Raw genomic sequence first — 25,008 nt, forward strand, 5'->3', positions numbered from 1 at the left:
TTTTTCCCCTGAAGGAAGGCCAATGGCTCAGCCCTACAGTGCGCGCAGCCGCGCCATCGAACCTTTCCATGTGATGGCGCTGTTGGCCCGCGCCAACGAACTGCAAGCCGCCGGGCATGACGTCATCCACTTGGAGATCGGCGAGCCGGACTTCACCACCGCCGAGCCGATCATCCAGGCCGGCCAGGCCGCGCTGGCGGCGGGCAAGACCCGTTACACCGCGGCCCGGGGCATCCCTGAGCTGCGCGAGGCCATCTCGGGTTTCTATGGGCAGCGCTACGGCGTCGACATCGACCCTCGACGCATCATGATCACGCCGGGCGGCTCTGGCGCGCTGCTGCTGGCCAGCGCTTTGTTGGTCGACCCGGGCAAGCATTGGCTGTTGGCCGACCCTGGCTATCCCTGTAACCGTCATTTCCTGCGCCTGGTGGAAGGCGCGGCGCAATTGGTGCCGGTCGGACCGGATGTGCGTTACCAACTGACGCCGGACCTGGTGAACCGCCATTGGGATCAGGACAGCGTCGGTGCATTGGTGGCCTCGCCGGCCAACCCGACCGGGACGATTCTGGCCCGGGACGAGCTGGCGGGACTGTCCAAGGCCATCAAGGCCCACAACGGCCATCTGGTCGTGGACGAGATCTATCACGGCCTGACCTACGGCACCGACGCCGCCAGCGTGTTGGAAGTGGATGACGATGCCTTTGTCCTCAATAGTTTTTCCAAGTATTTCGGCATGACCGGTTGGCGGCTCGGCTGGCTGGTGGCCCCTTCGGCGGCCATCGGCGAGCTGGAAAAGCTTGCGCAGAACCTCTACATCAGTGCGCCGAGCATGGCCCAGTATGCCGCCCTGGCCTGTTTCGAGCCCGCCACCATCGAGATCTTCGAGCAGCGTCGGGCCGAGTTCGCGTTGCGCCGCGACTTTCTGCTGCCGGCCTTGCGGGAATTGGGCTTCGGCATCGCGGTGGAGCCGCAAGGGGCGTTTTACCTCTATGCCGATATCAGCGCGTTCGGCGGCGATGCCTTTGCGTTCTGCCAGCATTTCCTGGAAACCGAACACGTGGCCTTCACGCCGGGTCTGGACTTCGGACGCCACCAGGCCGGGCACCATGTGCGTTTCGCCTATACACAGAGCCTGCCGCGGTTACAGCAAGCGGTGGAGCGAATCGGGCGCGGACTGCGGAGTTGGCAAGGCTGATGCACTTTTCCCCTGCATTGGAAGAAGGCCGCTTGATTCGACGTTACAAGCGTTTTCTCGCTGATATCGAGACCGTTCACGGCGAACTTCTTACTATTCACTGCCCCAACACTGGCTCGATGCTCAATTGCATGGCCGAAGGCGCGCGCGTCTGGTTCAGTCGCTCCAGCGACCCCAAGCGCAAGTTGCCCGGCACTTGGGAAATCGGCGAAACCCCTCAGGGACGGCTCGCCTGCATCAATACCGCACGGGCCAATGCCTTGGTCGAAGAGGCCCTGCGCGCCGGGATCATTAGCGAACTGAACGGGTTTACCGGGCTCAAGCGTGAAGTGGCGTACGGCGTGGAAAACAGCCGTATCGATTTTCGCCTGGACTATGAGCTGGGCTCGGCCTGGGTCGAAGTCAAAAGTGTCACGCTGGGGTTCGATGACACCCATGTGGCGGCGTTTCCCGATGCGGTGACCTTGCGTGGGGCCAAACACTTGAGAGAACTGGCCTGCCTGGCTCGGCAAGGCGTGCGGGCGGTGCAGCTGTATTGCGTGAACCTCAGTGGCATCGAGGCCGTGCGCCCGGCACACGAAATCGACCCGGTGTACGCCGCTGCCCTGCGTGACGCAGTGGCGGCGGGTGTGGAGGTGCTGGCCTACGGGGTCACGCTGACGCCCGAGCAGATGTGGGTGGACCGTGCGTTGCCGGTGTTGCTAGAGCTCGACCCAGACGCCGTGCTCGTCCTCCCGGCTATCTAGGGCTGCGAGGAACTGGCCGGCGCAGGGGCCGGCCACGCATTCACCACTTTCGATCAGGAACAGCGCGCCGTGAGTGGCGCACTGGATCAGGCTGGCGCTGGGGTCGAGGAACTGGTCGGGTTGCCATTCCAGCGGCACGCCACGGTGCGGGCAGCGATTGAGATAGACATACACCTGGCCGGCGCGTCGCACGGCCAGGAGCTTGCGCCCATCGAGCTCGAAGCCGCGACTGCCGTTGTCGGGCAATTGGGCGGCGGTACAAAGAAACTTCATGGGTGTCCTCGGTAAGAACCTGTGGGAGCGGGCTTGCTCGCGAATGCAATGTGTCAGGGGACGCAGTGCTGTATGAGACACCGCATTCGCGAGCAAGCCCGCTCCCACAGGGTTCTCTCATTTGCCGGGGAAGATCCATGCTTGACGGTCAAATGAAAACAATTATCAAATGGCGCCTCCTTCGCAAGTGGCTGAGGATACTTGGCCCTACCCGGTCCTGTGAAAAACTTCTTCGAGGAAGCTGCCCGATGCGCCTGAACATCCGCGTTGTTGCGCTCTGTGTCGCACTGTTGGTCAACCAGGGGATCAGCGCCGCTGAGTCGCCGCAGCGTTGGGTCAGCGCTGGCGGCGCTCTTTCGGAGTGGGTCAGTGCCCTGGGCGGCGAATCGAAACTGGTGGGCGTGGACACCACCAGCCAGCATCCTGAGTCGTTGCGGGCCCTGCCCAGCATTGGCTATCAGCGACAATTGTCCGCCGAGGGTGTATTGAGCCTGCGCCCGCAGATCCTGGTGGGCACCGAAGAAATGGGACCTCCACCGGTGCTGGCGCAAATCCGCAGCGCCGGCGTGCAGGTCGAACTGTTCTCGGCCACCCCTGACCTGCCGACGTTGCAAGGCAATTTGCGTCACTTGGGCCAGTTGCTGGGGGCCGAGGCCGCGGCAGCCCGGGTGTTCGATCGTTATCAGGAACAGCTCACCCAGCAACACGCCCGTGTAGTGGAGGCCCAGCGTAAGCAAAAGGCACCTGGGGTGTTGCTGTTGGTGGGCAGTTCCGGTGGCAAGCCACTGGTTGCTGGCAAGGGCACTTCCGCCGACTGGCTGTTGCAGCAGGCCGGCGGTCACAACCTCGCGACTCACAGTGGCTACAAGTCTTTTTCCGTGGAAAGCCTGGCTGGCCTGAATCCTGAAGTGCTGGTCTTCGCCGACCGAGCCCTGAGCGGTGAAGAGGCGCGAGCGGCGTTGTTCAGGGAAAACCCGATCCTGTCCTCGACCCGGGCCGCGAGGGACGGGCGCGTCATGGAGCTCGACCCGACGCTGTTGGTGGGCGGGTTGGGTCCGCGTCTGCCGCAAAGCCTGGTGAAACTGACGGCCGGTTTCTATCCGGCTGAGTCGGCCACGGCGCCATGACCGCGTTGGTCAAGCCACGCACTTTATTCATCGGCCTGGGCCTGCTGTGTCTGCTGGCGACCTGGTTGTCCCTGGCCCTGGGGCCGGTGAGCCTGCCGCTGCTGGACACTTTGCGCGCCGCCTTGCGCTTGTTGGGTTTGCCAGTGGCCGCCGATGGCCTGGAGCAGGCCGAACTGATCCTTGGCCAGATCCGTTTGCCACGCACGCTGCTCGGCTTGGCGGTGGGCGGGGTGTTGGCGTTGTCCGGCGTGGCGATGCAGGGCCTGTTCCGTAACCCACTGGCGGACCCGGGGCTGGTGGGGGTGTCCAGCGGCGCGGCGCTCGGGGCCGCATTCGCGATTGTCGCTGGCTCGACGCTGGGCGGGTTGCCCGAAGCCTTTGGTCCCTACGTGTTGTCGTTGTGTGCGTTCCTCGGCGGGCTCGGCGTGACGGCGCTGGTCTATCGTCTTGGTCGACGCAATGGCCAGACCCATGTCGCGACCATGCTCTTGGCCGGCATTGCCTTGACCGCGTTGTCCGGTTCCGCCGTCGGCCTGTTCACTTACCTGGCAGACGACGCGACCCTGCGCACCTTGACGTTCTGGAACCTGGGCAGTCTCAACGGCGCCAGCTACGCGAGGTTGTGGCCGCTGTTGCTGGTCAGCGCCGGCGTCGCGCTCTGGTTGCCACGCCGGGCCCGGCAACTCAATGCTCTGTTGCTGGGCGAGTCCGAGGCCGCCCACCTGGGTGTCAACGTCGAAGCCCTCAAGCGTGAGCTGGTGTTTTGTACGGCGCTGGGGGTTGGCGCGGCGGTGGCGGCGGCGGGCATGATCGGCTTTGTCGGGCTGGTGGTGCCGCATCTGGTGCGCCTGGTGGCCGGCCCTGATCACCGGGTCTTGTTGCCCGCTTCGGTGCTGGCGGGCGCAAGCCTGTTGTTGCTGGCCGACCTGGTGGCACGCCTGGCGCTGGCCCCGGCGGAATTGCCGATCGGCATCGTCACGGCGTTCATCGGCGCGCCGTTCTTTCTCTATCTATTGGTGCGAGGGCGCGCCTGATGCTGCGAGCGCAGAACCTGCACATTCAACGTGGCCGGAAAACCGTGCTGGCGGGCGTCGACCTGCTGCTCAACCCCGGCGAAGTGCTAGGTGTGCTCGGGCCTAACGGTGCGGGTAAAAGCACCTTGCTGGCGGGCCTGTGTGGCGAATTGCGCCCAAGCCAGGGGCAGGTCTGGCTCGATGACCGGCCACTGGCCCACTGGCAGGGTGCCGAGCGCGCCCGCCGCCTGGCGGTCTTGCCGCAATCGTCAACCCTGGATTTTGCTTTCCGTGTCGAGGAAGTCGTCGGCATGGGGCGCTTGCCGCACCAGAGCGGCCGGCTGCGGGACGAGCAAATCGTCGCCGCGGCGCTGCAAGCGGCGGACGCCGCGCATCTGCATGGCCGCAGTTACCTGGCGTTATCCGGTGGCGAACGCCAGCGGGTGCATCTGGCGCGGGTGCTGGCGCAGTTGTGGCCCGGTGAAACAGGGCAAACCCTGTTGCTGGACGAGCCCACTTCGATGCTCGATCCGTTGCACCAGCACACGATCCTCCAGGCAGTGCGGGAGTTCACCAGTCGCGGCGCTGCCGTGCTGGTAATCCTGCATGACCTGAACCTGGCGGCGCGTTACTGTGATCGCCTGTTACTGCTCGCCTCCGGTCGACCGGTGGCCCTGGACACGCCCCGGCAGGTGCTGCGCCCGGAACCGCTCAAGGCGGTGTTCGGCCTGGACGTGCTGGTGCAAGACCATCCGGAGCGCGGGCATCCGTTGATCATTGCCCGCTGAGGGCGCCCTGGAGGATATGGACGTGCGCTTGCTCCTGATTCTGGCATTGAGTGTACTGACGGCCTGCCAGAGCATTGCTCCGCCCCCGCTTGGCGGACGGATTCGTGACTTGCACAACGGTCAGGCCGTGACGCCTCAAGTGTTGGTCGAACGCCTGGCAAGGGCGCCACGAGTGGTGGTGGGTGAGCGGCACGACAATCCTGATCACCAGGCGCTGCAGCGATGGCTACTCCAATCCTTGGCCGGGCAGCGGGCCCAAGGCAGCCTGTTGCTGGAAATGCTCACCCCCGCGCAACAGCCACGAGTTGATTCCGTTCGCCAGTTGCCCGCCTTGCCCAAGGATTTACCCGGCGCGCTGGCCTGGTCCCCCGGCTGGGATTGGAATCTCTATAGGCCCATCGTCGAGTTTGCCCTGGCGCAACGTTATCCATTGCTGGCCGCCAATCTGGACGCCGCTGAGATCCAGCGCTTCTATCGGCAAGCGCCCGGCTTGGTGGGCACTCGCTCCAATGCCGTCACGGTGAAGGACGCGTTGTTGGAACAGATTCGTGAATCCCACTGCGGTTTGCTGCCAGAGTCGCAAATGCCGCCAATGCTGGCCGTACAGCAACAGCGTGACCGGCGCATGGCCGAACGCCTGCTGCAAGCGCCGACCCCGGCATTGTTGTTCGCTGGCGCCTGGCATGGGCGAAAAGATGTCGGTATGCCGCTGCATGTGCTGGATCTTGGCGCCAGCGAGGCACCGGTCGTCCTGATGCTGGCTGAGGAGGGCAGTGACGTAACGTCGGCCATGGCCGATTACGTGTGGTACACCCCGGCCATGCCGCCACAGGATTATTGTGTGCAGATGCGTGAACACATCCGTCAATGAAATTGCAGGCAAAAAAAGACCCGGCAAGAGCCGGGTCAAATAACCGTGATTAGCCTGATGAGGAGATATCTGAGAGTCCGAACCAAGGGCTGTTCAAATATCGACCAGTCTCGCGACCGGATGTGGTAATCATAGCGATTCTCATTACCATGTCAAACATTGTTTTACGATTCGTCGAAATAACCTCGCGGCCAGGGTTCGCACAGGGAACGAAAAGGGGTGTCAGGCTTTGTGGCGCGTCGAAATAGCGTCCAGCTGTTTATTCAAGGCTTCCTTGCGTTCAGCGGGGATGTCATTCCAATGCACATCCATCAACGCACCCTCAATGGCGTACAGCAACACCTTGGACGCCCGGAAACCGCGAGTGCGCACGGCGCGATAGGCATCCACGGCCCCGAGCCGGCGTAGATCAGAAGCGCTGTGGATACCCACGGCGTGCAGCCACTGGGCCGATGTCTTGCCCAGATTCTTCAGGTGTTGCAGTTCATCATTCATCGAGCCTCCTTGCGACGGCCGACTGGTGCGGTGGGCAAGCTTCTGAGCAGTGTAGCGGTCAGTAGGAAAAACGTGATTCTTTGGTGGGATTCGACGCAAAAGCTTCTAATGCATTACGCACGATGAGGTGGGAATAGACTGCATTCTCCAGCGCAAGCGAGGGCGCTGGAGATGTGTTCGGTCGTGGCAGGCCCGCGGGTGGACCGGCCTCGTTAGAGACTGTCAGCGGGTGCGGTAGCGCAATCGGGTGCCGAAATTCATCGACATCAGGATTTCGTCCGCAGACAGCTCGGGCGGGAAGTAGGCCCCGGATATCTGCGCATGGGCCAGGCTCGCGCCTTCCAATGATGATTTGCGGAAATCGATGCCGCGTAAGTCGGTGGCACGGAAGTACGCATCGGTGAAATCGACGTCCTCCGCGTTCAGTTCCCGCAGATCGAGGCCGCGAAAATCGCCGCCGCGCATGTCGACCGTGCCTTGAGGGCGCTCCTTGTTGAAGCCTGAAATGTCATCTTTGCGCAGCAGAGCATAAAGCGGGCTGTTGAGAATCTTGGGATGGCTCATTTCATATCACCTGTTGGTTTTATGACGCCAGTATAGTGCCACTATTTATTGGCCGTGAAGCCGGGCATCGCTTCACGGCCAAAATAGTGATTTACAGGCCTGGCAAACGCTGGCGGATTTGCGCGACGACAATGTCGAGCGTACCGCTTTCATTGGTTTGGACCCGTTTGCTGCAGAGAATTTCCGCCGGGGTCAGGGCTTCGCGGCTGGACTGTTGTGCGGCAATGACCGCCAGGTTCGCATCGGAGGGGTCTTGCTGGTCGGCCTGGCGCTGCGCCAGTCGGCTTTCGATGACCGCTTGCGGCGCGTCGCAGTCGAGAATCAGGAACGGAGCGCCGGTGGCCTCGGCGACTTTTGCCGCGGCATCGCGCTGATCGTGCTTGAGATAGGTGGCATCGATCACCACCGGGAAACCGGCGCGCAGGATCGTCGCGGCGACTTCATGCAGGTGGGCGTAGGTGGCGCTGCTGGCGTCGCTGCCATAAATGCCGGCCTGCGGATCGTTGGGGACCTGTTGTTGACCGAACAGGCGCTTGCGCTCCACGTCCGAACGCAGGCGAATGGCCCCCAGTGCTTCGACCAGGCGCATTGCGACATGGCTTTTGCCAACGGCCGAAACACCGTGGGTGATGGCCAGGAAGGGCGAAGGAATGGTGCTGTAGCTTTCGGCCAGGTTGGCGTAGTTGCGGTATTGGCGCAGGGTGGTTGCGCGCTGCACCGGATCGGCTTCGGCCGGCATGCTGAACAGTGCGACTTTGGCCCGGACGAGGGCGCGGTAGGCTTTATAGAAGTTCAGCAGTTCCAAGCCCTGGTAGTCGCCGGTCAGTTCCAGGTATTGGCTGACGAAACGCCGCGCCAACGATTTGAGGCCGCGATCCTCCAGGTCCATCGCCAGGAAGCCGGTGTCGGCGTAGACGTCGGTGAAGCGGAACGGTTCGTTGAATTCGATGCAGTCGAAAATCACCACCTTGCCGTCGATCACGGTGGCGTTGCCCAGGTGGATATCACCGTGGCATTCGCGGATGAAACCGTCGGCCTTGCGCTGGGTGAGCAGCGGCTTGAGGCGTTCGAAACTGCTCTCGGCCCAGGCTTGCAGTGCTTCAAGTTGCAGCAGGTCGGCCTTGTCGTTGAGGAACGGGCGGATCTGTTCGAAGTTCTGCAGCACCGGCGCCATCACGCTTTGCGGCGTGCCGGCGACGTTTTCGGCGGGCACCTTGGGCGTGGAGAGGTGGAACTGGGCGATCTGGGCGGCCATCTCGTCGATGTGCGCGGTGGTCAGTTCGCCGTTGGCTTGCAGTGTGCTGAGCAATTGGCTCTGGGGGAATTGACGCATTTTCAGGGCGTATTCGATGGCCGGGCCGTCGCCACCGAGCTGTGGCGCTTCGGCGCTGCCGGTAACCGGCAGGACTTCCAGGTACAGGTCCTGGGTCAGGCGCTGGTTCAGGCGCAATTCTTCGTCACAGAAATGCTGGCGCGCTTGGAGGTTGGTGAAATCGAGGAAGCCGAAGTTGACCGGCTTTTTGAATTTGTAGGCGTATGGCCCGGTGAGCAATACCCAGGAAATGTGGGTTTCGATGACCTGGAACGCTTCGACGGGATGCGGGTAGAGGGCCGGGTTTTGCAAGGCGGCGATCAGGGATTGGCTCACGGGCGGTCCTTCATAGACTGGAAAATTCAAGGCCGTCATTATGGCCGCTAGCCGCGCTAACGCAAACCGCGTGGGGGGCTCATGTTGAACCGCAGCAAAGTGCGTATAATCCGCCGCCATGACTCGTACCCGATCCCCCCGTACCCCCAAGAAACCACCCGCCAGCCGCCTGCGGCCCTGGCTGGGCTGGGCCCTTAAACTCAGCCTGGTGGGCCTCGTCGTGCTCGCCGGTTTTGCGGTCTATCTCGATGCTGTGGTCCAGGAGAAGTTCTCCGGCAAGCGCTGGACCATCCCGGCCAAGGTCTATGCCCGGCCGTTGGAGCTGTTCGTCGGACAAAAGTTGAGCAAGGCCGACTTCCTGACCGAACTCGATGCCTTGGGTTATCGCCGTGAAAGCGTGGCCAATGGTCCGGGTGCGGCCTCGGTCAATGGCAATACCATCGACCTCAACACCCGTGGTTTCCAGTTCTATGAAGGCATGGAACAGGCGCAACCGGTGCGGGTGCGTTTTTCCGGCGACTACGTGGCTGCGCTGACCGGTGCCAACAACGCGAGCCTCTCGGTGGTGCGCCTTGAGCCGCTGCTTATTGGTGGCCTGTACCCCAAGAACCTCGAAGACCGGATCCTGATCAAGATCGACCAGGTCCCACCGTTCCTGCTCGATACGCTGATCGCCGTCGAAGACCGCGACTTCTACCATCACTTCGGCGTCTCGCCCAAATCGATTGCCCGGGCTATCTGGGTCAACACCTCCTCGGGCCATATGCGCCAGGGCGGCAGTACCCTGACCCAACAGTTGGTCAAGAACTTCTACCTGACCAACGAGCGCAGCCTGACCCGCAAGCTCACCGAAGCCATGATGGCGTTGTTGCTGGAGTTGCACTACGACAAGCAGGAGATCCTGGAGGCCTACCTCAACGAGGTCTTCGTCGGCCAGGACGGTCAACGGGCGGTGCACGGTTTCGGCCTTGCCAGCCAGTTCTTCTTCAGCCAGCCGCTGTCCGAACTCAAGTTGCATCAAGTGGCGTTGCTGGTCGGTATGGTCAAGGGGCCGTCTTCCTACAACCCGCGTCGTAATCCGGAACGTGCCCTCGAGCGGCGCAACCTGGTGCTCGACTTGCTGCAACAACAAGGTGTGGCGACAGCCGAGCAAGTCGAAGCGGCGAAAAAGATGCCGTTGGGCGTGACCAAGCGTGGCAGCCTGGCGGACAGTTCGTTCCCAGGGTTCATGGACCTGGTCAAGCGTCAACTGCGAGAAGACTATCGCGACGAAGACTTGACCGAAGAAGGCCTGCGCATCTTCACCAGTTTCGACCCGATCCTGCAGATGAAGGCCGAAGCCTCGGTCGAGGACACCTTCAAGCGATTGGCGGGGCGCAAAGGCTCCGACGAAGTCGAAGCGGCCATGGTCGTGACCAACCCGGAAACCGGTGAGGTCCAAGCGATGATCGGCAGTCGCCAGGCCAGCTTTGCGGGATTCAACCGGGCATTGGACGCGGTGCGCCCGATCGGCTCGTTGATCAAGCCAGCGGTTTACCTCACCGCTTTGGAAAAGCCCAGCCAGTACACGCTGACGAGCTGGCTGTCCGACGAGTCATTCTCGATCAAGGGCGCGGACGGTCAGGTCTGGACGCCGCAAAACTATGATCGTCGCCCCCACGGCACGGTGTTCCTCTACCAAGGGCTGGCGCATTCCTACAACCTGTCGACGGCTCGCCTTGGGCTGGAAGTCGGCGTGCCGAACGTACTCAAGACCCTGGCGCGCCTGGGGGTAAGCCGCGAATTCCCGGCCTTCCCGTCGATGCTGCTGGGCGCTGGTGGGCTGACGCCAATAGAAGTGGCGGCGATGTACCAGACGTTGGCCAACGGCGGTTTCAATACACCGATGCGCGGGATTCGCAGCGTGCTGACCGTCGATGGCGAGCCGCTCAAGCGTTATCCGTTCCAGATCCAGCAACGTTTCGATCCGGCGTCCATTTACCTGATCCAGAGCGCGATGCAGCGGGTCATGCGTGAAGGCACCGGCAGTTCGGTCTATAACGTGCTGCCCCGGACCCTGACCCTGGCGGGTAAGACAGGCACCAGTAACGACTCGCGTGACAGCTGGTTCGCCGGTTTCAGCCAGGACCTGCTGGCAGTGGTCTGGCTCGGTCGTGATGACAACGGCAAGACCCCGTTCACCGGCGCCACCGGCGCGCTGCAGGTCTGGACCAGTTTCATGCGCAAGGCCGACCCGTTGCCGCTGGACATGCCGCAACCCGACAATATCGTCCAGGCCTGGGTTGATTCGCGTACTGGCCAAGGTTCCGACGCCAATTGCCCGGGCGCAGTACAGATGCCGTATATTCGCGGCAGCGAACCGCCACCCGGTGCAGCCTGTGGCGGCACGAATCCCGCCGAATCGGTGATGGATTGGGTCAAGGACTGGATGAATTAAGCAAAGAGGGTTTCAAGTGAACAAGTGGTTGATTCCAGCGGTAACGGCCGTGGCTTTGCTCAGCGGTTGCTCTACCGTACAACGCGGTTCGATTCCGGTCGTTGACTCCGGCACCGCTGTGTCCAACAGCGAGCGGATCTCGGCCAACGGTGGTTTCCGTCAAACGACGGTGAAACGACCCGTGCAGGGCCAGGCCCAGGCGATTCCGCAAGGCGACACCGGTGTGGTGGTGATGGTGCCCGGTGGCGGCGCGACGACCTCGGCGCCGATCAGCAGCACGCCGATCACGCCGGGCCCGATCACGCCAGGCCCTATCGAAACCTCGCCGATCGATCAGGGCAGCTACAGCATGCCCTCGACGCCGAGCAGCATCCCGTCGGCCAGTGCCGGTGGCTTGTCCGCCGATGAGCAACTGGACGGCCCGGTGCTGGCCCTGCTGACCACGGCGCAACAGCAACAGGCTGGCGGCGACCTCAACGGCGCCTCCTCCAGCCTGGAGCGTGCCCAGCGTGTGGCGCCACGTGAGCCACAAGTGCTTTATCGCCTGGCCCAGGTGCGTATGGCCCAGGGCGATGCGCCGCAAGCCGAGCAATTGGCCCGCCGTGGCCTGACCTTCGCCAGTGGTCGCCCGGCACTTCAGGCCAGCCTGTGGGAATTGATCGCCCAGGCTCGTGAGAAACAAGGCGATTCGGCTGGCGCGGCGTTGGCCCGTCAGAAGGCCAAGGTTTCGCTCTGATGGATACGCGTTTTCCCCAAATCGCCGATCAGTTGCTGCTGATCGAGCGGGAGCTGCGGGTCCAGGGCTGGTGGAGCGATGTTTCACCTTCGGCGCAGGCGCTGGCCAGTGTCGAGCCGTTCGCGGTCGACACCCTGGATTTCGAGCAGTGGCTGCAATGGATTTTCCTGCCCAGGATGAAAGCCATCCTGGAAAACGACCTGCCGCTACCCAACGCCTCGGGCATCCTTGCCATGGCCGAGATGGTCTATGCCCAGCGGCCAGCGCAGGGCGCCCAGTTGCAGCGGCTGCTGGCGCAGTTCGATCAGTTGATCAGCGACGTCGGCTGATCGCCATTACTGGCAGTGTTCCTCGATCTGCTGGCGGGTCTCATCGATCCGCTGGCGTCGCTCTTCATCCGTGAGGCGGCGCATTTCCCCCTCCACGTCTTCGCGCACCCTGGGGTTGTTCTGCAATTGCGCCAGGTTGGTCCGGGCCTGTTCGCAGAACGCCTTGAGCTGGGCTTCCTGCTCGGCAACCTCTTTCTTGACCTGTTGGTCGATGGCCTTTTGATCGCCAACGACCCCGCCTGAAGCGGGGGGCAGTGGTTTGGGCGCTGGCGTCGCGGACTTGCCCACGGTCGTCGCTTCCACGCCTTGGGGCGGCTGGGCGCCAAAGTGGGTCACGCCTTGGGCGTCCACCCATTTATAGATCTGGCCGGCCATGCTCATCGGGCTCAGGCCCACCAGCAGGCTGGCCGTCAATAACATCATTCGCATGCTGTTTCCTTGTCTTGGATTGCGCAATTGAAGCTAACACAGTTGCCGTTTAAGGGTTTTTTCTTGCGTTCTCATGCGCTTACTTCGAATAAAGCACATAGACGACTTGACTTGAAGGAGGCGAAACAGAAGAATCCAAAGTCCGCTGTAGAGGGACTGCCAGAAGCAGACCCACTCGGCAGATCATGAGGCGCATATCCGCGCCGACCTGTTACACCCGCAACGCGTTACCTCGCGCTGGGTGGGAAAGGCCCGCAACACTTGGGACGATCCCAATACTTGCTCAGTCAGTGCTGACGTAGTCGGCGACCACCGTCGCTCATGCTCTGCCGAGAAGTAAACCTATTAAGACCCGTCCCCTTTTGTGGGTCGGTATTCTGGCGTTTTAGAGGTGAACAACGTGGAGCTTTTATCTGGCGGTGAGATGCTCGTCCGCTTTTTGCGTGACGAAGGCGTCAAATATATCTACGGGTACCCCGGTGGTGCTCTTCTTCATGTCTACGATGCCCTGTTCAAAGAGCCGGAAGTGACCCACATCCTGGTTCGTCACGAGCAGGCGGCCACCCATATGGCTGATGGTTATGCCCGTGCTACCGGCAAGGCCGGTGTGGTCCTGGTGACTTCCGGTCCTGGCGCCACGAACGCCATCACCGGTATCGCCACCGCGTACATGGACTCCATCCCGATGGTGATCATCTCCGGCCAGGTGCCCAGCACCATGGTGGGCACCGATGCATTCCAGGAAACCGACATGATCGGTATCTCCCGGCCGATCGTGAAGCACAGCTTCATGATCAAGCACGCGTCGGAAATCCCGGAAGTCATGAAGAAGGCCTTCTACCTGGCCGAATCCGGCCGTCCGGGTCCGGTCGTGGTCGACGTCCCCAAAGACATGACCAACCCGGCCGAGAAGTTCGAATACATCTTCCCGAAAAAAGCCAAGCTGCGTTCCTACAGCCCGGCGGTCCGTGGTCATTCCGGGCAAATCCGCAAGGCCGCCGAAATGCTGCTGGCGGCCAAGCGCCCGGTGTTGTACTCCGGTGGTGGCGTGATCCTCGGCGGTGGCTCCGCGCCGCTGACCGAGTTGGCCAAAATGCTCAACCTGCCGGTCACCAATACGCTGATGGGCCTGGGTGCGTTCCCGGGTTCGGACCGTCAGTTCATTGGCATGCTCGGCATGCACGGCAGCTACACCGCCAACCTGGCGATGCACCACGCCGATGTCATTCTTGCGGTCGGCGCGCGTTTCGACGACCGTGTGATCAACGGCGCGGCGAAATTCTGCCCGAACGCCAAGATCATCCACATCGACATCGACCCGGCGTCCATCTCCAAGACCATCAAGGCAGACGTGCCGATTGTCGGTCCTGTAGAGAGCGTGCTGACCGAAATGGTCGCCATTCTCAAGGAAATCGGCGAGGTTCCGAACAAGGAGTCCGTGGCCAGCTGGTGGAAGCAAGTTGATGAATGGCGTGGCGATCGCGGCCTGTTCCCTTATGACAAGGGCGACGGCAGCGTGATCAAGCCGCAGACCGTGATCGAAACCCTGTGCGAAGTGACCAAGGGCGATGCCTTTGTGACCTCCGACGTGGGCCAGCACCAGATGTTCGCCGCGCAATACTACAAGTTCGACAAACCCAACCGCTGGATCAACTCCGGCGGCCTGGGCACCATGGGCTTCGGTTTTCCGGCGGCCATGGGCATCAAGTTGAGCTTTCCGCAAGCCGATGTCGCCTGCGTCACGGGCGAGGGCAGCATCCAGATGAACATCCAGGAACTGTCCACCTGCCTGCAATACGGTTTGCCGGTGAAGATCGTGATCCTGAACAACGGTGTGTTGGGGATGGTTCGCCAGTGGCAGGACATGAGCTATGGCAGCCGTCACTCGCACTCCTACATGGAATCGCTGCCTGATTTCGTCAAGCTGGCGGAGGCCTACGGTCACGTTGGCGTGCGCATCACCGAATCGAAGGACTTGAAGTCGAAGATGGAGGAAGCGTTCGCCATGAAGGATCGCCTCGTGGTGATCGATATTGCGGTCGATACCAGCGAGCACGTCTACCCGATGCAGATCAAAGACGGCTCCATGCGCGATATGTGGCTGAGCAAGACGGAGCGTACCTAATCATGCGACACATTATTTCCTTGCTTCTGGAAAACGAACCGGGTGCGCTGTCTCGTGTGGTGGGCCTGTTCTCGCAGCGCAACTACAACATCGAAAGCCTGACCGTGGCACCCACCGAAGACCCGACCTTGTCGCGTCTGACGCTGACCACCGTGGGGCACGATGAAGTCATCGAGCAGATCACCAAGAACCTGAACAAGCTGATCGAGGTGGTCAAGCTGGTGGACCTGTCGGAAAGCGCTCACATCGAGCGTGAACTGATGCTGGTCAAAGTCAAGGCCACCGGCGCCCAGCGCGCCGAGATCAAGCGTACTACCGATATTTATCGTGGGCAGATCGTCGATGTCAGCGCCAGCGTCTATACCGTTCAGTTGACCGGTACCAGCGACAAGCTCGACAGCTTCATCCAATCGATCGGCACTGCCTCGATTCTGGAAACCGTACGCAGTGGCGTCACCGGGATTGCCCGTGGCGACAAAGTACTGAGCATCTAAACCAAATTAGCGAATGGCCTGAATGGCCAGATATAGGGGAAATTCATGAAAGTTTTCTACGATAAAGATTGCGACCTGTCGATCATCCAGGGCAAGAAAGTCGCCATCATTGGTTACGGTTCCCAAGGCCACGCCCAGGCGTGCAACCTGAAAGATTCCGGCGTTGACGTAACTGTCGGCCTGCGTAAAGGCTCGGCCACCGTTGCCAAGGCCGAGGCCCACGGCCTGAAAGTGACCGACGTGGCTTCTGCCGTTGCTGCCGCCGACCTGGTCATGATCCTGACCCCGGACGAGTTCCAATCGGCGCTGTACAAGAACGAAATCGAACCGAACATCAAGAAAGGCGCCACCCTGGCCTTCTCCCACGGCTTCGCGATCCACTACAACCAGGTTGTGCCACGTGCCGACCTCGACGTGATCATGATCGCGCCGAAGGCTCCGGGTCACACCGTGCGTTCCGAGTTCGTGAAAGGGGGCGGTATCCCTGACCTGATCGCGATCTACCAGGATGCGTCCGGCAACGCCAAGAACGTGGCCTTGTCCTACGCTGCTGGCGTGGGTGGCGGTCGTACCGGCATCATCGAAACCACCTTCAAGGACGAGACCGAAACCGACCTGTTCGGCGAGCAAGCCGTTCTGTGTGGCGGTACCGTCGAACTGGTCAAGGCCGGTTTCGAAACCCTGGTTGAAGCCGGCTACGCGCCAGAAATGGCCTACTTCGAATGCCTGCACGAACTGAAGCTGATCGTTGACCTCATGTACGAAGGCGGTATCGCCAACATGAACTACTCGATCTCCAACAACGCCGAATACGGCGAGTACGTGACCGGTCCGGAAGTGATCAACGCCGAGTCCCGCCAGGCCATGCGCAATGCCCTGAAACGTATCCAGGACGGCGAATACGCCAAGATGTTCATCAGCGAAGGCGCCACCGGCTATCCTTCGATGACCGCCAAGCGTCGCAACAACGCCGCCCACGGTATCGAAATCATCGGCGAGCAACTGCGTTCGATGATGCCGTGGATCGGTGCCAACAAGATCGTCGACAAAGCCAAGAACTAAGTCGCGAGCTTGATCGAAAAACGCGGCCTTGGCCGCGTTTTTTCGTTTGGGCGATGGCTTCTGGTATAAAGCTGCATCGTTTGCGGCCGAACCGTCGTCCCAGACATCTGTCGAATTTTTTCACACCGTTGCAAGGTATTGTCCATGAGCGAACGTCCCGACGAGCCAAACCAGGCTCCTGACGCCGAAAGCCTGTTGCCCATCGATGAACATATCGAAGAAGGCCATGACGCTGAAGGCCGAAAGGTCCGGCATCGTGGCATCTATCTGCTGCCGAATCTGTTCACCACCGCGAACCTGTTCGCCGGTTTCTATTCCATCATCAGCTCCATGAGCGCCCAGGCCGCCTTGAGCGCCGGCGATAGCGCAGGGGCGAGCCGTTACTTCGCGTTCGCCGCCATTGCGATCTTCGTCGCCATGGTGCTCGATGGCCTGGACGGGCGCGTCGCCCGCATGACCAATACCCAAAGCGCGTTCGGCGCCGAATATGATTCGCTGTCCGACATGGTCGCGTTTGGCGTGGCGCCCGCCTTGCTGGCGTTCGGCTGGGCGCTGGGAGACATGGGCAAGGTCGGCTGGATGGTCGCCTTCATCTATGTGGCGGGTGCGGCGTTGCGCCTGGCGCGTTTCAACACCCAGGTCGGCAAGGCTGACAAGCGTTACTTTATCGGCCTGGCCAGTCCGGCTGCGGCGGGTGTCGTGGCGGGTGTAGTCTGGGCATTCAGCGACTATGGCATCCAGGGTTCAAAAATGTCGTTCCTGGTGGCGCTGCTGGTTGCCGCGGCGGGGATGCTGATGGTCAGCAACATCAAGTACAACAGCTTCAAGGAGCTGGATCTGAAGGGGCGTGTGCCGTTCGTTGCGATTCTAGCGGTGGTGCTGGTATTCGCCGTGGTGTTCAGTGATCCGCCGCGTATCCTGCTGCTGGTATTCCTCGCCTATGCGGCTTCCGGCCCGGTGCAGTACTTGTTGCGTCTTCGCCGACGCTAAACGTTGCCTTAATGTAATTTCCCCCATACTCCGCAGTCTATTGGTGCACCTGCCCTCCAATACTGCGGAGTTGTCATGCTGATCAAGATCCCCAAGTCGTCCGACTGCCGTGAATCGGACGTCACGCCCGAATCCTTCTATCTATCTCGTCGCCAGATGCTCGGTGCAACCATGGCGGGTCTCGCCGTGAGCAGCTTGCCGCAATGGGCCAGCGCTGCCGATGCGGCGCGTTATGCCGATGTCGAACCGGGCAAGGCGCCGTCCTGGTTTGCCGAGAAACTGCCTTCGGTCCAATGGGAGGCGGTCACGGTCAAGAATGAGGCGATCACACCGTTCAAGGACGCGACCCATTACAACAACTTCTATGAGTTCGGCACCGACAAAGGGGACCCGGCAGCCAATGCCGGCTCCTTGAAGACCGAGCCCTGGAGCGTGGTGGTGGACGGGGAGGTGGGTAAACCGGGGCGCTATGGGTTGGAAGACTTCATGAAGCCTTATCAACTGGAAGAGCGGATTTATCGGCTGCGCTGTGTCGAGGCCTGGTCCATGGTCATTCCGTGGATCGGCTTTCCCATCTCCGCATTGCTCAAGCAAGTCGAGCCGACCTCAAAGGCCAAGTACATCCGTTTCGAAACCCTGCAGGACCCCAAGGTCATGCCGGGGCAGCGTTCCGGTTTCGCCTTGATCGACTGGCCGTATGTGGAGGGGCTGCGTTTGGACGAGGCGATGCACCCGTTGGCGATCCTCGCGGTGGGGATGTACGGGCGGGAGTTGCCGAACCAGAACGGCGCGCCGCTGCGGTTGGTGGTTCCTTGGAAGTATGGGTTCAAAAGTGTGAAGTCCATCGTGCGCATCAGTCTGGTGAGCGAGCAGCCGAAGACCACGTGGCAAAGCATTGCGTCTGACGAATACGGTTTCTATGCCAACGTCAATCCAACAGTCGATCACCCGCGTTGGACCCAGGCACGTGAGCGCCGTTTGCCGAGCGGGCTGTTCAGTCCCAATGTGCGCGACACGCTGATGTTCAACGGCTATCAGGATGAAGTCGCTTCTTTATATGCAGGGATGGACCTGAGGAAGGACTACTGATGCGTTTTCCAGTCTGGCGAATCAGCCTCTTCATCGCGGCGGCGGTCTGGCCGTTGTTCTGGCTTTACGAGGCCTTGATGAATTCGTTGGGTCCTGACCCGGGCAAAGTGCTGGTGGATCGGCTCGGGTTGGGGACGCTGATCCTGTTGTTGATCACCTTGAGCATGACGCCGTTGCAGAAATTGACGGGGTGGGTGGGGTGGATTGCAGTCAGGCGTCAGTTGGGGTTGTGGTGCTTTGCTTATGTGGTGCTGCATTTAAGTGGGTATGCGGCGTTCATATTGGGGTTCGACTGGTCGCAGTTGGGCGTCGAGTTGAGTAAGCGGCCTTATATTATTGTGGGGGCGCTTGGGTTTCTCGGGCTATTGGCATTGGCGGTTACATCCAATCGCTACAGTCAGCGACGATTGGGGGTGCGCTGGAAGAAACTGCATCGCCTGGTGTATCTGATTCTGGGGCTGGGGCTGCTGCATATGCTGTGGATCGTGCGGGCGGATCTGAAAGAATGGGCGATATACGCCTTTATAGGTGCCGCACTATTAGTGCTAAGGGTGCCGTCGGTTATGCGTCGGATCCCGCGTTTGCTGGGTAGGAAAGTATCTTCTGCAACAAAAGCGTAATTAGGGGTTGACGGCAGATTCTGGAAGTCTATAATTCGCCCCACTTCCGGCGCAGTCGAAACTGAAAACTCCTTGATTTTCAATGAGTTAAGTAGGTTTCGAGGGTGTAGGGCTTCAGTTCATCGAAGCTTGGAAGGAGCAGGTAGAGCGGTGATGTTTGGCTCTATCGGCGGTTCGATCTTCTCGGTCGAAAGCGGTGAAAAAAGAGGTGTTGACAGCAGCGAGTAACGCTGTAGAATTCGCCTCCCGCTAACGAGAGATCGGAAGCGCAAGTGGTTGAAGTTGTTGATGTTTCCGAAGCGAAACTTTGAAAACTTCTTAAAATAACCGCTTGACAGATACACGGGGCGCTGTAGAATGCGCGCCTCGGTTGAGACGAAAGACTCAGCCAACCGCTCTTTAACAACTGAATCAAGCAATTCGTGTGGGTGCTTGTGGAGTCAGACTGCTAGTCAACAGATTATCAGCATCACAAGTTACTCCGCGAGAAATCAAAGATGTAACCAACGATTGCTGAGCCAAGTTTAGGGTTTTCTCAAAACCCAAAGATGTTTGAACTGAAGAGTTTGATCATGGCTCAGATTGAACGCTGGCGGCAGGCCTAACACATGCAAGTCGAGCGGTAGAGAGGTGCTTGCACCTCTTGAGAGCGGCGGACGGGTGAGTAATGCCTAGGAATCTGCCTGGTAGTGGGGGATAACGCTCGGAAACGGACGCTAATACCGCATACGTCCTACGGGAGAAAGCAGGGGACCTTCGGGCCTTGCGCTATCAGATGAGCCTAGGTCGGATTAGCTAGTTGGTGGGGTAATGGCTCACCAAGGCGACGATCCGTAACTGGTCTGAGAGGATGATCAGTCACACTGGAACTGAGACACGGTCCAGACTCCTACGGGAGGCAGCAGTGGGGAATATTGGACAATGGGCGAAAGCCTGATCCAGCCATGCCGCGTGTGTGAAGAAGGTCTTCGGATTGTAAAGCACTTTAAGTTGGGAGGAAGGGCATTAACCTAATACGTTAGTGTTTTGACGTTACCGACAGAATAAGCACCGGCTAACTCTGTGCCAGCAGCCGCGGTAATACAGAGGGTGCAAGCGTTAATCGGAATTACTGGGCGTAAAGCGCGCGTAGGTGGTTCGTTAAGTTGGATGTGAAAGCCCCGGGCTCAACCTGGGAACTGCATTCAAAACTGTCGAGCTAGAGTATGGTAGAGGGTGGTGGAATTTCCTGTGTAGCGGTGAAATGCGTAGATATAGGAAGGAACACCAGTGGCGAAGGCGACCACCTGGACTGATACTGACACTGAGGTGCGAAAGCGTGGGGAGCAAACAGGATTAGATACCCTGGTAGTCCACGCCGTAAACGATGTCAACTAGCCGTTGGGAGCCTTGAGCTCTTAGTGGCGCAGCTAACGCATTAAGTTGACCGCCTGGGGAGTACGGCCGCAAGGTTAAAACTCAAATGAATTGACGGGGGCCCGCACAAGCGGTGGAGCATGTGGTTTAATTCGAAGCAACGCGAAGAACCTTACCAGGCCTTGACATCCAATGAACTTTCCAGAGATGGATTGGTGCCTTCGGGAACATTGAGACAGGTGCTGCATGGCTGTCGTCAGCTCGTGTCGTGAGATGTTGGGTTAAGTCCCGTAACGAGCGCAACCCTTGTCCTTAGTTACCAGCACGTTATGGTGGGCACTCTAAGGAGACTGCCGGTGACAAACCGGAGGAAGGTGGGGATGACGTCAAGTCATCATGGCCCTTACGGCCTGGGCTACACACGTGCTACAATGGTCGGTACAGAGGGTTGCCAAGCCGCGAGGTGGAGCTAATCCCACAAAACCGATCGTAGTCCGGATCGCAGTCTGCAACTCGACTGCGTGAAGTCGGAATCGCTAGTAATCGCGAATCAGAATGTCGCGGTGAATACGTTCCCGGGCCTTGTACACACCGCCCGTCACACCATGGGAGTGGGTTGCACCAGAAGTAGCTAGTCTAACCTTCGGGAGGACGGTTACCACGGTGTGATTCATGACTGGGGTGAAGTCGTAACAAGGTAGCCGTAGGGGAACCTGCGGCTGGATCACCTCCTTAATCGACGACCGCAGCTGCTCCATGAGCTCCCACACGAATTGCTTGATTCATTGAAGAAGACGATAGAAGCAGCCAAAAGGGTTGTAGCTTGGTTGGTTAGAGCGCACCCCATGCTCTGTGGTAAAGAGCAGGGTGAGGTCGGCCTTAGTAGCTCGAAATTGGGTCTGTAGCTCAGTTGGTTAGAGCGCACCCCTGATAAGGGTGAGGTCGGCAGTTCGAATCTGCCCAGACCCACCAATTTTGTGTGGGAAACGCCTGTAGAAATACGGGGCCATAGCTCAGCTGGGAGAGCGCCTGCCTTGCACGCAGGAGGTCAGCGGTTCGATCCCGCTTGGCTCCACCACTACTGCTTCGATTGTATAAAGCTTAGAAATGAGCATTCCATCGGTTCGATGGTGAATGTTGATTTCTAGTCTTTGACTAGTTCGTTCTTTAAAAATTTGGGTATGTGATAGAAAGATAGACTGAACGTTACTTTCACTGGTAACGGATCAGGCTAAGGTAAAATTTGTGAGTTCTCTTAGTTGAGAAATTCGAATTTTCGGCGAATGTCGTCTTCACAGTATAACCAGATTGCTTGGGGTTATATGGTCAAGTGAAGAAGCGCATACGGTGGATGCCTTGGCAGTCAGAGGCGATGAAAGACGTGGTAGCCTGCGAAAAGCTTCGGGGAGTCGGCAAACAGACTTTGATCCGGAGATGTCTGAATGGGGGAACCCAGCCATCATAAGATGGTTATCTTGTACTGAATACATAGGTGCAAGAGGCGAACCAGGGGAACTGAAACATCTAAGTACCCTGAGGAAAAGAAATCAACCGAGATTCCCTTAGTAGTGGCGAGCGAACGGGGACTAGCCCTTAAGCTTCTTTGATTTTAGCGGAACGCTCTGGAAAGTGCGGCCATAGTGGGTGATAGCCCTGTACGCGAAAGGATCTTAGAAGTGAAATCGAGTAGGACGGAGCACGAGAAACTTTGTCTGAATATGGGGGGACCATCCTCCAAGGCTAAATACTACTGACTGACCGATAGTGAACTAGTACCGTGAGGGAAAGGCGAAAAGAACCCCGGAGAGGGGAGTGAAATAGATCCTGAAACCGTATGCGTACAAGCAGTGGGAGCCCACTTTGTTGGGTGACTGCGTACCTTTTGTATAATGGGTCAGCGACTTATTTTCAGTGGCGAGCTTAACCGAATAGGGGAGGCGTAGCGAAAGCGAGTCTTAATAGGGCGTCTAGTCGCTGGGAATAGACCCGAAACCGGGCGATCTATCCATGGGCAGGTTGAAGGTTGGGTAACACTAACTGGAGGACCGAACCGACTACCGTTGAAAAGTTAGCGGATGACCTGTGGATCGGAGTGAAAGGCTAATCAAGCTCGGAGATAGCTGGTTCTCCTCGAAAGCTATTTAGGTAGCGCCTCATGTATCACTGTAGGGGGTAGAGCACTGTTTCGGCTAGGGGGTCATCCCGACTTACCAAACCGATGCAAACTCCGAATACCTACAAGTGCCGAGCATGGGAGACACACGGCGGGTGCTAACGTCCGTCGTGAAAAGGGAAACAACCCAGACCGTCAGCTAAGGTCCCAAAGTTATGGTTAAGTGGGAAACGATGTGGGAAGGCTTAGACAGCTAGGAGGTTGGCTTAGAAGCAGCCACCCTTTAAAGAAAGCGTAATAGCTCACTAGTCGAGTCGGCCTGCGCGGAAGATGTAACGGGGCTCAAACCATACACCGAAGCTACGGGTATCACGTAAGTGATGCGGTAGAGGAGCGTTCTGTAAGCCTGTGAAGGTGAGTTGAGAAGCTTGCTGGAGGTATCAGAAGTGCGAATGCTGACATGAGTAACGACAATGGGTGTGAAAAACACCCACGCCGAAAGACCAAGGTTTCCTGCGCAACGTTAATCGACGCAGGGTTAGTCGGTCCCTAAGGCGAGGCTGAAAAGCGTAGTCGATGGAAAACAGGTTAATATTCCTGTACTTCTGGTTATTGCGATGGAGGGACGGAGAAGGCTAGGCCAGCTTGGCGTTGGTTGTCCAAGTTTAAGGTGGTAGGCTGGAATCTTAGGTAAATCCGGGATTCCAAGGCCGAGAGCTGATGACGAGTTACCCTTTGGGTGACGAAGTGGTTGATGCCATGCTTCCAAGAAAAGCTTCTAAGCTTCAGGTAACCAGGAACCGTACCCCAAACCGACACAGGTGGTTGGGTAGAGAATACCAAGGCGCTTGAGAGAACTCGGGTGAAGGAACTAGGCAAAATGGCACCGTAACTTCGGGAGAAGGTGCGCCGGTGAGGGTGAAGCACTTGCTGCGTAAGCCCACGCCGGTCGAAGATACCAGGCCGCTGCGACTGTTTATTAAAAACACAGCACTCTGCAAACACGAAAGTGGACGTATAGGGTGTGACGCCTGCCCGGTGCCGGAAGGTTAATTGATGGGGTTAGCTAACGCGAAGCTCTTGATCGAAGCCCCGGTAAACGGCGGCCGTAACTATAACGGTCCTAAGGTAGCGAAATTCCTTGTCGGGTAAGTTCCGACCTGCACGAATGGCGTAACGATGGCGGCGCTGTCTCCACCCGAGACTCAGTGAAATTGAAATCGCTGTGAAGATGCAGTGTATCCGCGGCTAGACGGAAAGACCCCGTGAACCTTTACTATAGCTTTGCACTGGACTTTGAATTTGCTTGTGTAGGATAGGTGGGAGGCTTTGAAGCGTGGACGCCAGTCTGCGTGGAGCCATCCTTGAAATACCACCCTGGCAACTTTGAGGTTCTAACTCAGGTCCGTTATCCGGATCGAGGACAGTGTATGGTGGGTAGTTTGACTGGGGCGGTCTCCTCCTAAAGAGTAACGGAGGAGTACGAAGGTGCGCTCAGACCGGTCGGAAATCGGTCGTAGAGTATAAAGGCAAAAGCGCGCTTGACTGCGAGACAGACACGTCGAGCAGGTACGAAAGTAGGTCTTAGTGATCCGGTGGTTCTGTATGGAAGGGCCATCGCTCAACGGATAAAAGGTACTCCGGGGATAACAGGCTGATACCGCCCAAGAGTTCATATCGACGGCGGTGTTTGGCACCTCGATGTCGGCTCATCACATCCTGGGGCTGAAGCCGGTCCCAAGGGTATGGCTGTTCGCCATTTAAAGTGGTACGCGAGCTGGGTTTAGAACGTCGTGAGACAGTTCGGTCCCTATCTGCCGTGGACGTTTGAGATTTGAGAGGGGCTGCTCCTAGTACGAGAGGACCGGAGTGGACGAACCTCTGGTGTTCCGGTTGTCACGCCAGTGGCATTGCCGGGTAGCTATGTTCGGGAAAGATAACCGCTGAAAGCATCTAAGCGGGAAACTTGCCTCAAGATGAGATCTCACTGGGACCTTGAGTCCCCTGAAGGGCCGTCGAAGACTACGACGTTGATAGGCAGGGTGTGTAAGCGCTGTGAGGCGTTGAGCTAACCTGTACTAATTGCCCGTGAGGCTTGACCATATAACACCCAAGCAATTTGCTGACTCGAAAGAGCACCAGATTGCGGTGTGTGAAGACGAAACGAACCGAAAGTTCGAATCTCACAAAACACCGAAAGCTGTCACATACCCAATTTGCTGAAGCGAGGCCATCAGGCCACGACTCGGTACCCGAATTTCTTGACGACCATAGAGCATTGGAACCACCTGATCCCATCCCGAACTCAGCAGTGAAACGATGCATCGCCGATGGTAGTGTGGGGTTTCCCCATGTGAGAGTAGGTCATCGTCAAGATTAAATTCCGAAACCCCTATCTGCTGATGCAGGTAGGGGTTTTGTTTTGCCCGCCATAAAACTCTGCGAAAGCTCGTGATAAATTTGCACAGTTATTTTCGAGCTGGAGCACTAGAATAGCCCCACCTTAGC

At 58.9% G+C, this 25,008-nt stretch carries 20 protein-coding genes, 2 tRNA genes and 3 rRNA genes; 20 read left to right on the forward strand and 5 right to left on the reverse strand.

All coding sequences use genetic code 11. The annotated features are described in order from the left end of the window. Positions 1-22: 22 nt before the first annotated feature. Together M1D99_RS04980 and sfsA are read left to right on the forward strand one after the other, a co-directional pair. Positions 23-1,195, forward strand: a complete 1,173-nt coding sequence (locus M1D99_RS04980) for a pyridoxal phosphate-dependent aminotransferase (protein WP_186730366.1) — start codon at positions 23-25, stop codon at positions 1,193-1,195. Beyond that, a complete protein-coding gene (gene sfsA / locus M1D99_RS04985; protein ID WP_458131461.1) occupies positions 1,195-1,941 on the forward strand; it encodes a DNA/RNA nuclease SfsA in 747 nt (248 codons plus the stop codon). Before M1D99_RS04980 ends, sfsA begins: the two co-directional genes overlap by 1 nt. Here sfsA and M1D99_RS04990 read toward each other — a convergent pair. Further along, the gene (locus tag M1D99_RS04990; protein ID WP_186709124.1) at positions 1,897-2,214 is read right to left on the reverse strand and encodes a Rieske (2Fe-2S) protein; all 318 of its coding nucleotides are present in this window, start codon (positions 2,212-2,214) and stop codon (positions 1,897-1,899) included. The two genes, sfsA and M1D99_RS04990, sit on opposite strands and share 45 nt — an antisense overlap. 248 nt (positions 2,215-2,462) lie before the next feature. Between M1D99_RS04990 and M1D99_RS04995 the strand changes: the two genes are divergently transcribed. The 4 genes from M1D99_RS04995 to M1D99_RS05010 are packed head-to-tail and all read left to right on the forward strand — an operon-like array spanning position 2,463 to position 6,013. Further along, a complete protein-coding gene (locus M1D99_RS04995; protein ID WP_434574315.1) occupies positions 2,463-3,341 on the forward strand; it encodes a heme/hemin ABC transporter substrate-binding protein in 879 nt (292 codons plus the stop codon). A gap of 50 nt (positions 3,342-3,391) precedes the next feature. Continuing rightward, positions 3,392-4,375, forward strand: a complete 984-nt coding sequence (locus M1D99_RS05000; protein WP_186709154.1) for a FecCD family ABC transporter permease — start codon at positions 3,392-3,394, stop codon at positions 4,373-4,375. Further along, on the forward strand, positions 4,375-5,142 hold the full coding sequence (locus tag M1D99_RS05005; RefSeq protein WP_186709128.1) for a heme ABC transporter ATP-binding protein: 768 nt from the start codon (positions 4,375-4,377) through the stop codon (positions 5,140-5,142). The genes M1D99_RS05000 and M1D99_RS05005 overlap by 1 nt, the downstream gene beginning before the upstream one ends. A gap of 16 nt (positions 5,143-5,158) precedes the next feature. Continuing rightward, positions 5,159-6,013, forward strand: coding sequence for a ChaN family lipoprotein (locus M1D99_RS05010; RefSeq protein WP_458131462.1), 855 nt, complete (start codon positions 5,159-5,161; stop codon positions 6,011-6,013). 222 nt (positions 6,014-6,235) lie between these two features. On the opposite strand, the gene M1D99_RS05015 is transcribed toward M1D99_RS05010, so the two are convergent. The 3 genes from M1D99_RS05015 to M1D99_RS05025 form a co-directional block, all read right to left on the reverse strand. Further along, entirely contained in the window at positions 6,236-6,508 is a 273-nt protein-coding gene (locus M1D99_RS05015; protein WP_003205623.1) for a TfoX/Sxy family protein, read from the reverse strand. Between the two features lie 222 nt (positions 6,509-6,730). Next, positions 6,731-7,072, reverse strand: coding sequence for a pentapeptide repeat-containing protein (locus M1D99_RS05020; RefSeq protein WP_186709138.1), 342 nt, complete (start codon positions 7,070-7,072; stop codon positions 6,731-6,733). Between the two features lie 91 nt (positions 7,073-7,163). Further along, positions 7,164-8,720: an AAA family ATPase gene (locus tag M1D99_RS05025; protein ID WP_186709139.1), complete on the reverse strand. Its 1,557-nt coding sequence runs from the start codon at positions 8,718-8,720 to the stop codon at positions 7,164-7,166. A gap of 118 nt (positions 8,721-8,838) precedes the next feature. Between M1D99_RS05025 and mrcB the strand changes: the two genes are divergently transcribed. Genes mrcB through M1D99_RS05040 form a run of 3 tightly spaced genes read left to right on the forward strand, consistent with a single transcriptional unit; the run spans position 8,839 to position 12,222 of the window. After that, positions 8,839-11,157, forward strand: coding sequence for a penicillin-binding protein 1B (gene mrcB, locus M1D99_RS05030; RefSeq protein ID WP_458131463.1), 2,319 nt, complete (start codon positions 8,839-8,841; stop codon positions 11,155-11,157). 16 nt (positions 11,158-11,173) lie between these two features. Then, positions 11,174-11,893 (forward strand): hypothetical protein, encoded by a 720-nt coding sequence (locus M1D99_RS05035; protein ID WP_186709143.1) that lies wholly within the window; start codon positions 11,174-11,176, stop codon positions 11,891-11,893. Continuing rightward, positions 11,893-12,222 carry a YqcC family protein gene (locus tag M1D99_RS05040; protein ID WP_458131464.1) on the forward strand — a complete coding sequence of 110 codons (330 nt, stop codon included), beginning with the start codon at positions 11,893-11,895 and terminating at the stop codon, positions 12,220-12,222. Before M1D99_RS05035 ends, M1D99_RS05040 begins: the two co-directional genes overlap by 1 nt. A gap of 6 nt (positions 12,223-12,228) precedes the next feature. Here M1D99_RS05040 and M1D99_RS05045 read toward each other — a convergent pair whose 3' ends face one another. Next, entirely contained in the window at positions 12,229-12,651 is a 423-nt protein-coding gene (locus tag M1D99_RS05045; protein WP_186709148.1) for a DUF4124 domain-containing protein, read from the reverse strand. Between the two features lie 400 nt (positions 12,652-13,051). Here M1D99_RS05045 and M1D99_RS05050 point away from each other — a divergent pair, with 400 nt between their 5' ends. The 11 genes from M1D99_RS05050 to rrf all read left to right on the forward strand — a co-directional run bounded on the left by M1D99_RS05050 (position 13,052) and on the right by rrf (position 24,876). Next, entirely contained in the window at positions 13,052-14,776 is a 1,725-nt protein-coding gene (locus M1D99_RS05050) for an acetolactate synthase 3 large subunit (protein WP_186709149.1), read from the forward strand. Between the two features lie 2 nt (positions 14,777-14,778). Next, entirely contained in the window at positions 14,779-15,270 is a 492-nt protein-coding gene (ilvN, locus tag M1D99_RS05055; RefSeq protein WP_003176102.1) for an acetolactate synthase small subunit, read from the forward strand. A 45-nt stretch (positions 15,271-15,315) separates the two neighbouring features. Then, a complete protein-coding gene (gene ilvC, locus M1D99_RS05060; protein ID WP_003185459.1) occupies positions 15,316-16,332 on the forward strand; it encodes a ketol-acid reductoisomerase in 1,017 nt (338 codons plus the stop codon). 144 nt (positions 16,333-16,476) lie between these two features. Further along, entirely contained in the window at positions 16,477-17,322 is an 846-nt protein-coding gene (gene pssA / locus M1D99_RS05065; protein WP_053125264.1) for a CDP-diacylglycerol--serine O-phosphatidyltransferase, read from the forward strand. Between the two features lie 75 nt (positions 17,323-17,397). Then, positions 17,398-18,411: a protein-methionine-sulfoxide reductase catalytic subunit MsrP gene (msrP, locus tag M1D99_RS05070; RefSeq protein WP_458131465.1), complete on the forward strand. Its 1,014-nt coding sequence runs from the start codon at positions 17,398-17,400 to the stop codon at positions 18,409-18,411. After that, positions 18,411-19,031: a protein-methionine-sulfoxide reductase heme-binding subunit MsrQ gene (msrQ, locus tag M1D99_RS05075; protein WP_434574326.1), complete on the forward strand. Its 621-nt coding sequence runs from the start codon at positions 18,411-18,413 to the stop codon at positions 19,029-19,031. Before msrP ends, msrQ begins: the two co-directional genes overlap by 1 nt. A gap of 554 nt (positions 19,032-19,585) precedes the next feature. Further along, positions 19,586-21,122: ribosomal RNA gene (locus M1D99_RS05080) — 16S ribosomal RNA — on the forward strand. Between the two features lie 160 nt (positions 21,123-21,282). Further along, positions 21,283-21,359 (forward strand) — tRNA-Ile (locus tag M1D99_RS05085). 30 nt (positions 21,360-21,389) lie between these two features. Beyond that, positions 21,390-21,465: transfer RNA gene (locus M1D99_RS05090), tRNA-Ala, on the forward strand. Between the two features lie 246 nt (positions 21,466-21,711). After that, positions 21,712-24,603 (forward strand): 23S ribosomal RNA (locus tag M1D99_RS05095). Positions 24,604-24,760: 157 nt separating this feature from the next. After that, positions 24,761-24,876: ribosomal RNA gene (gene rrf, locus M1D99_RS05100) — 5S ribosomal RNA — on the forward strand. The 16S, 23S and 5S rRNA genes sit together here with 2 tRNA genes alongside, the layout of an rRNA operon. Positions 24,877-25,008 lie beyond the last annotated feature (132 nt).

Source organism: Pseudomonas sp. R3-41 (assembly GCF_054161485.1).

Coding starts and splice junctions, on each gene's coding strand:
- M1D99_RS04980 (WP_186730366.1), top strand. CDS start 23: ATGGCTCAGCCCTACAGTGCGCGCAGCCGCGCCATCGAACCTTTCCAT.
- sfsA (WP_458131461.1), top strand. CDS start 1,195: ATGCACTTTTCCCCTGCATTGGAAGAAGGCCGCTTGATTCGACGTTAC.
- M1D99_RS04990 (WP_186709124.1), bottom strand. CDS start 2,214: ATGAAGTTTCTTTGTACCGCCGCCCAATTGCCCGACAACGGCAGTCGC.
- M1D99_RS04995 (WP_434574315.1), top strand. CDS start 2,463: ATGCGCCTGAACATCCGCGTTGTTGCGCTCTGTGTCGCACTGTTGGTC.
- M1D99_RS05005 (WP_186709128.1), top strand. CDS start 4,375: ATGCTGCGAGCGCAGAACCTGCACATTCAACGTGGCCGGAAAACCGTG.
- M1D99_RS05010 (WP_458131462.1), top strand. CDS start 5,159: ATGGACGTGCGCTTGCTCCTGATTCTGGCATTGAGTGTACTGACGGCC.
- M1D99_RS05015 (WP_003205623.1), bottom strand. CDS start 6,508: ATGAATGATGAACTGCAACACCTGAAGAATCTGGGCAAGACATCGGCC.
- M1D99_RS05020 (WP_186709138.1), bottom strand. CDS start 7,072: ATGAGCCATCCCAAGATTCTCAACAGCCCGCTTTATGCTCTGCTGCGC.
- mrcB (WP_458131463.1), top strand. CDS start 8,839: ATGACTCGTACCCGATCCCCCCGTACCCCCAAGAAACCACCCGCCAGC.
- M1D99_RS05040 (WP_458131464.1), top strand. CDS start 11,893: ATGGATACGCGTTTTCCCCAAATCGCCGATCAGTTGCTGCTGATCGAG.
- M1D99_RS05045 (WP_186709148.1), bottom strand. CDS start 12,651: ATGCGAATGATGTTATTGACGGCCAGCCTGCTGGTGGGCCTGAGCCCG.
- ilvN (WP_003176102.1), top strand. CDS start 14,779: ATGCGACACATTATTTCCTTGCTTCTGGAAAACGAACCGGGTGCGCTG.
- ilvC (WP_003185459.1), top strand. CDS start 15,316: ATGAAAGTTTTCTACGATAAAGATTGCGACCTGTCGATCATCCAGGGC.
- pssA (WP_053125264.1), top strand. CDS start 16,477: ATGAGCGAACGTCCCGACGAGCCAAACCAGGCTCCTGACGCCGAAAGC.
- msrP (WP_458131465.1), top strand. CDS start 17,398: ATGCTGATCAAGATCCCCAAGTCGTCCGACTGCCGTGAATCGGACGTC.
- msrQ (WP_434574326.1), top strand. CDS start 18,411: ATGCGTTTTCCAGTCTGGCGAATCAGCCTCTTCATCGCGGCGGCGGTC.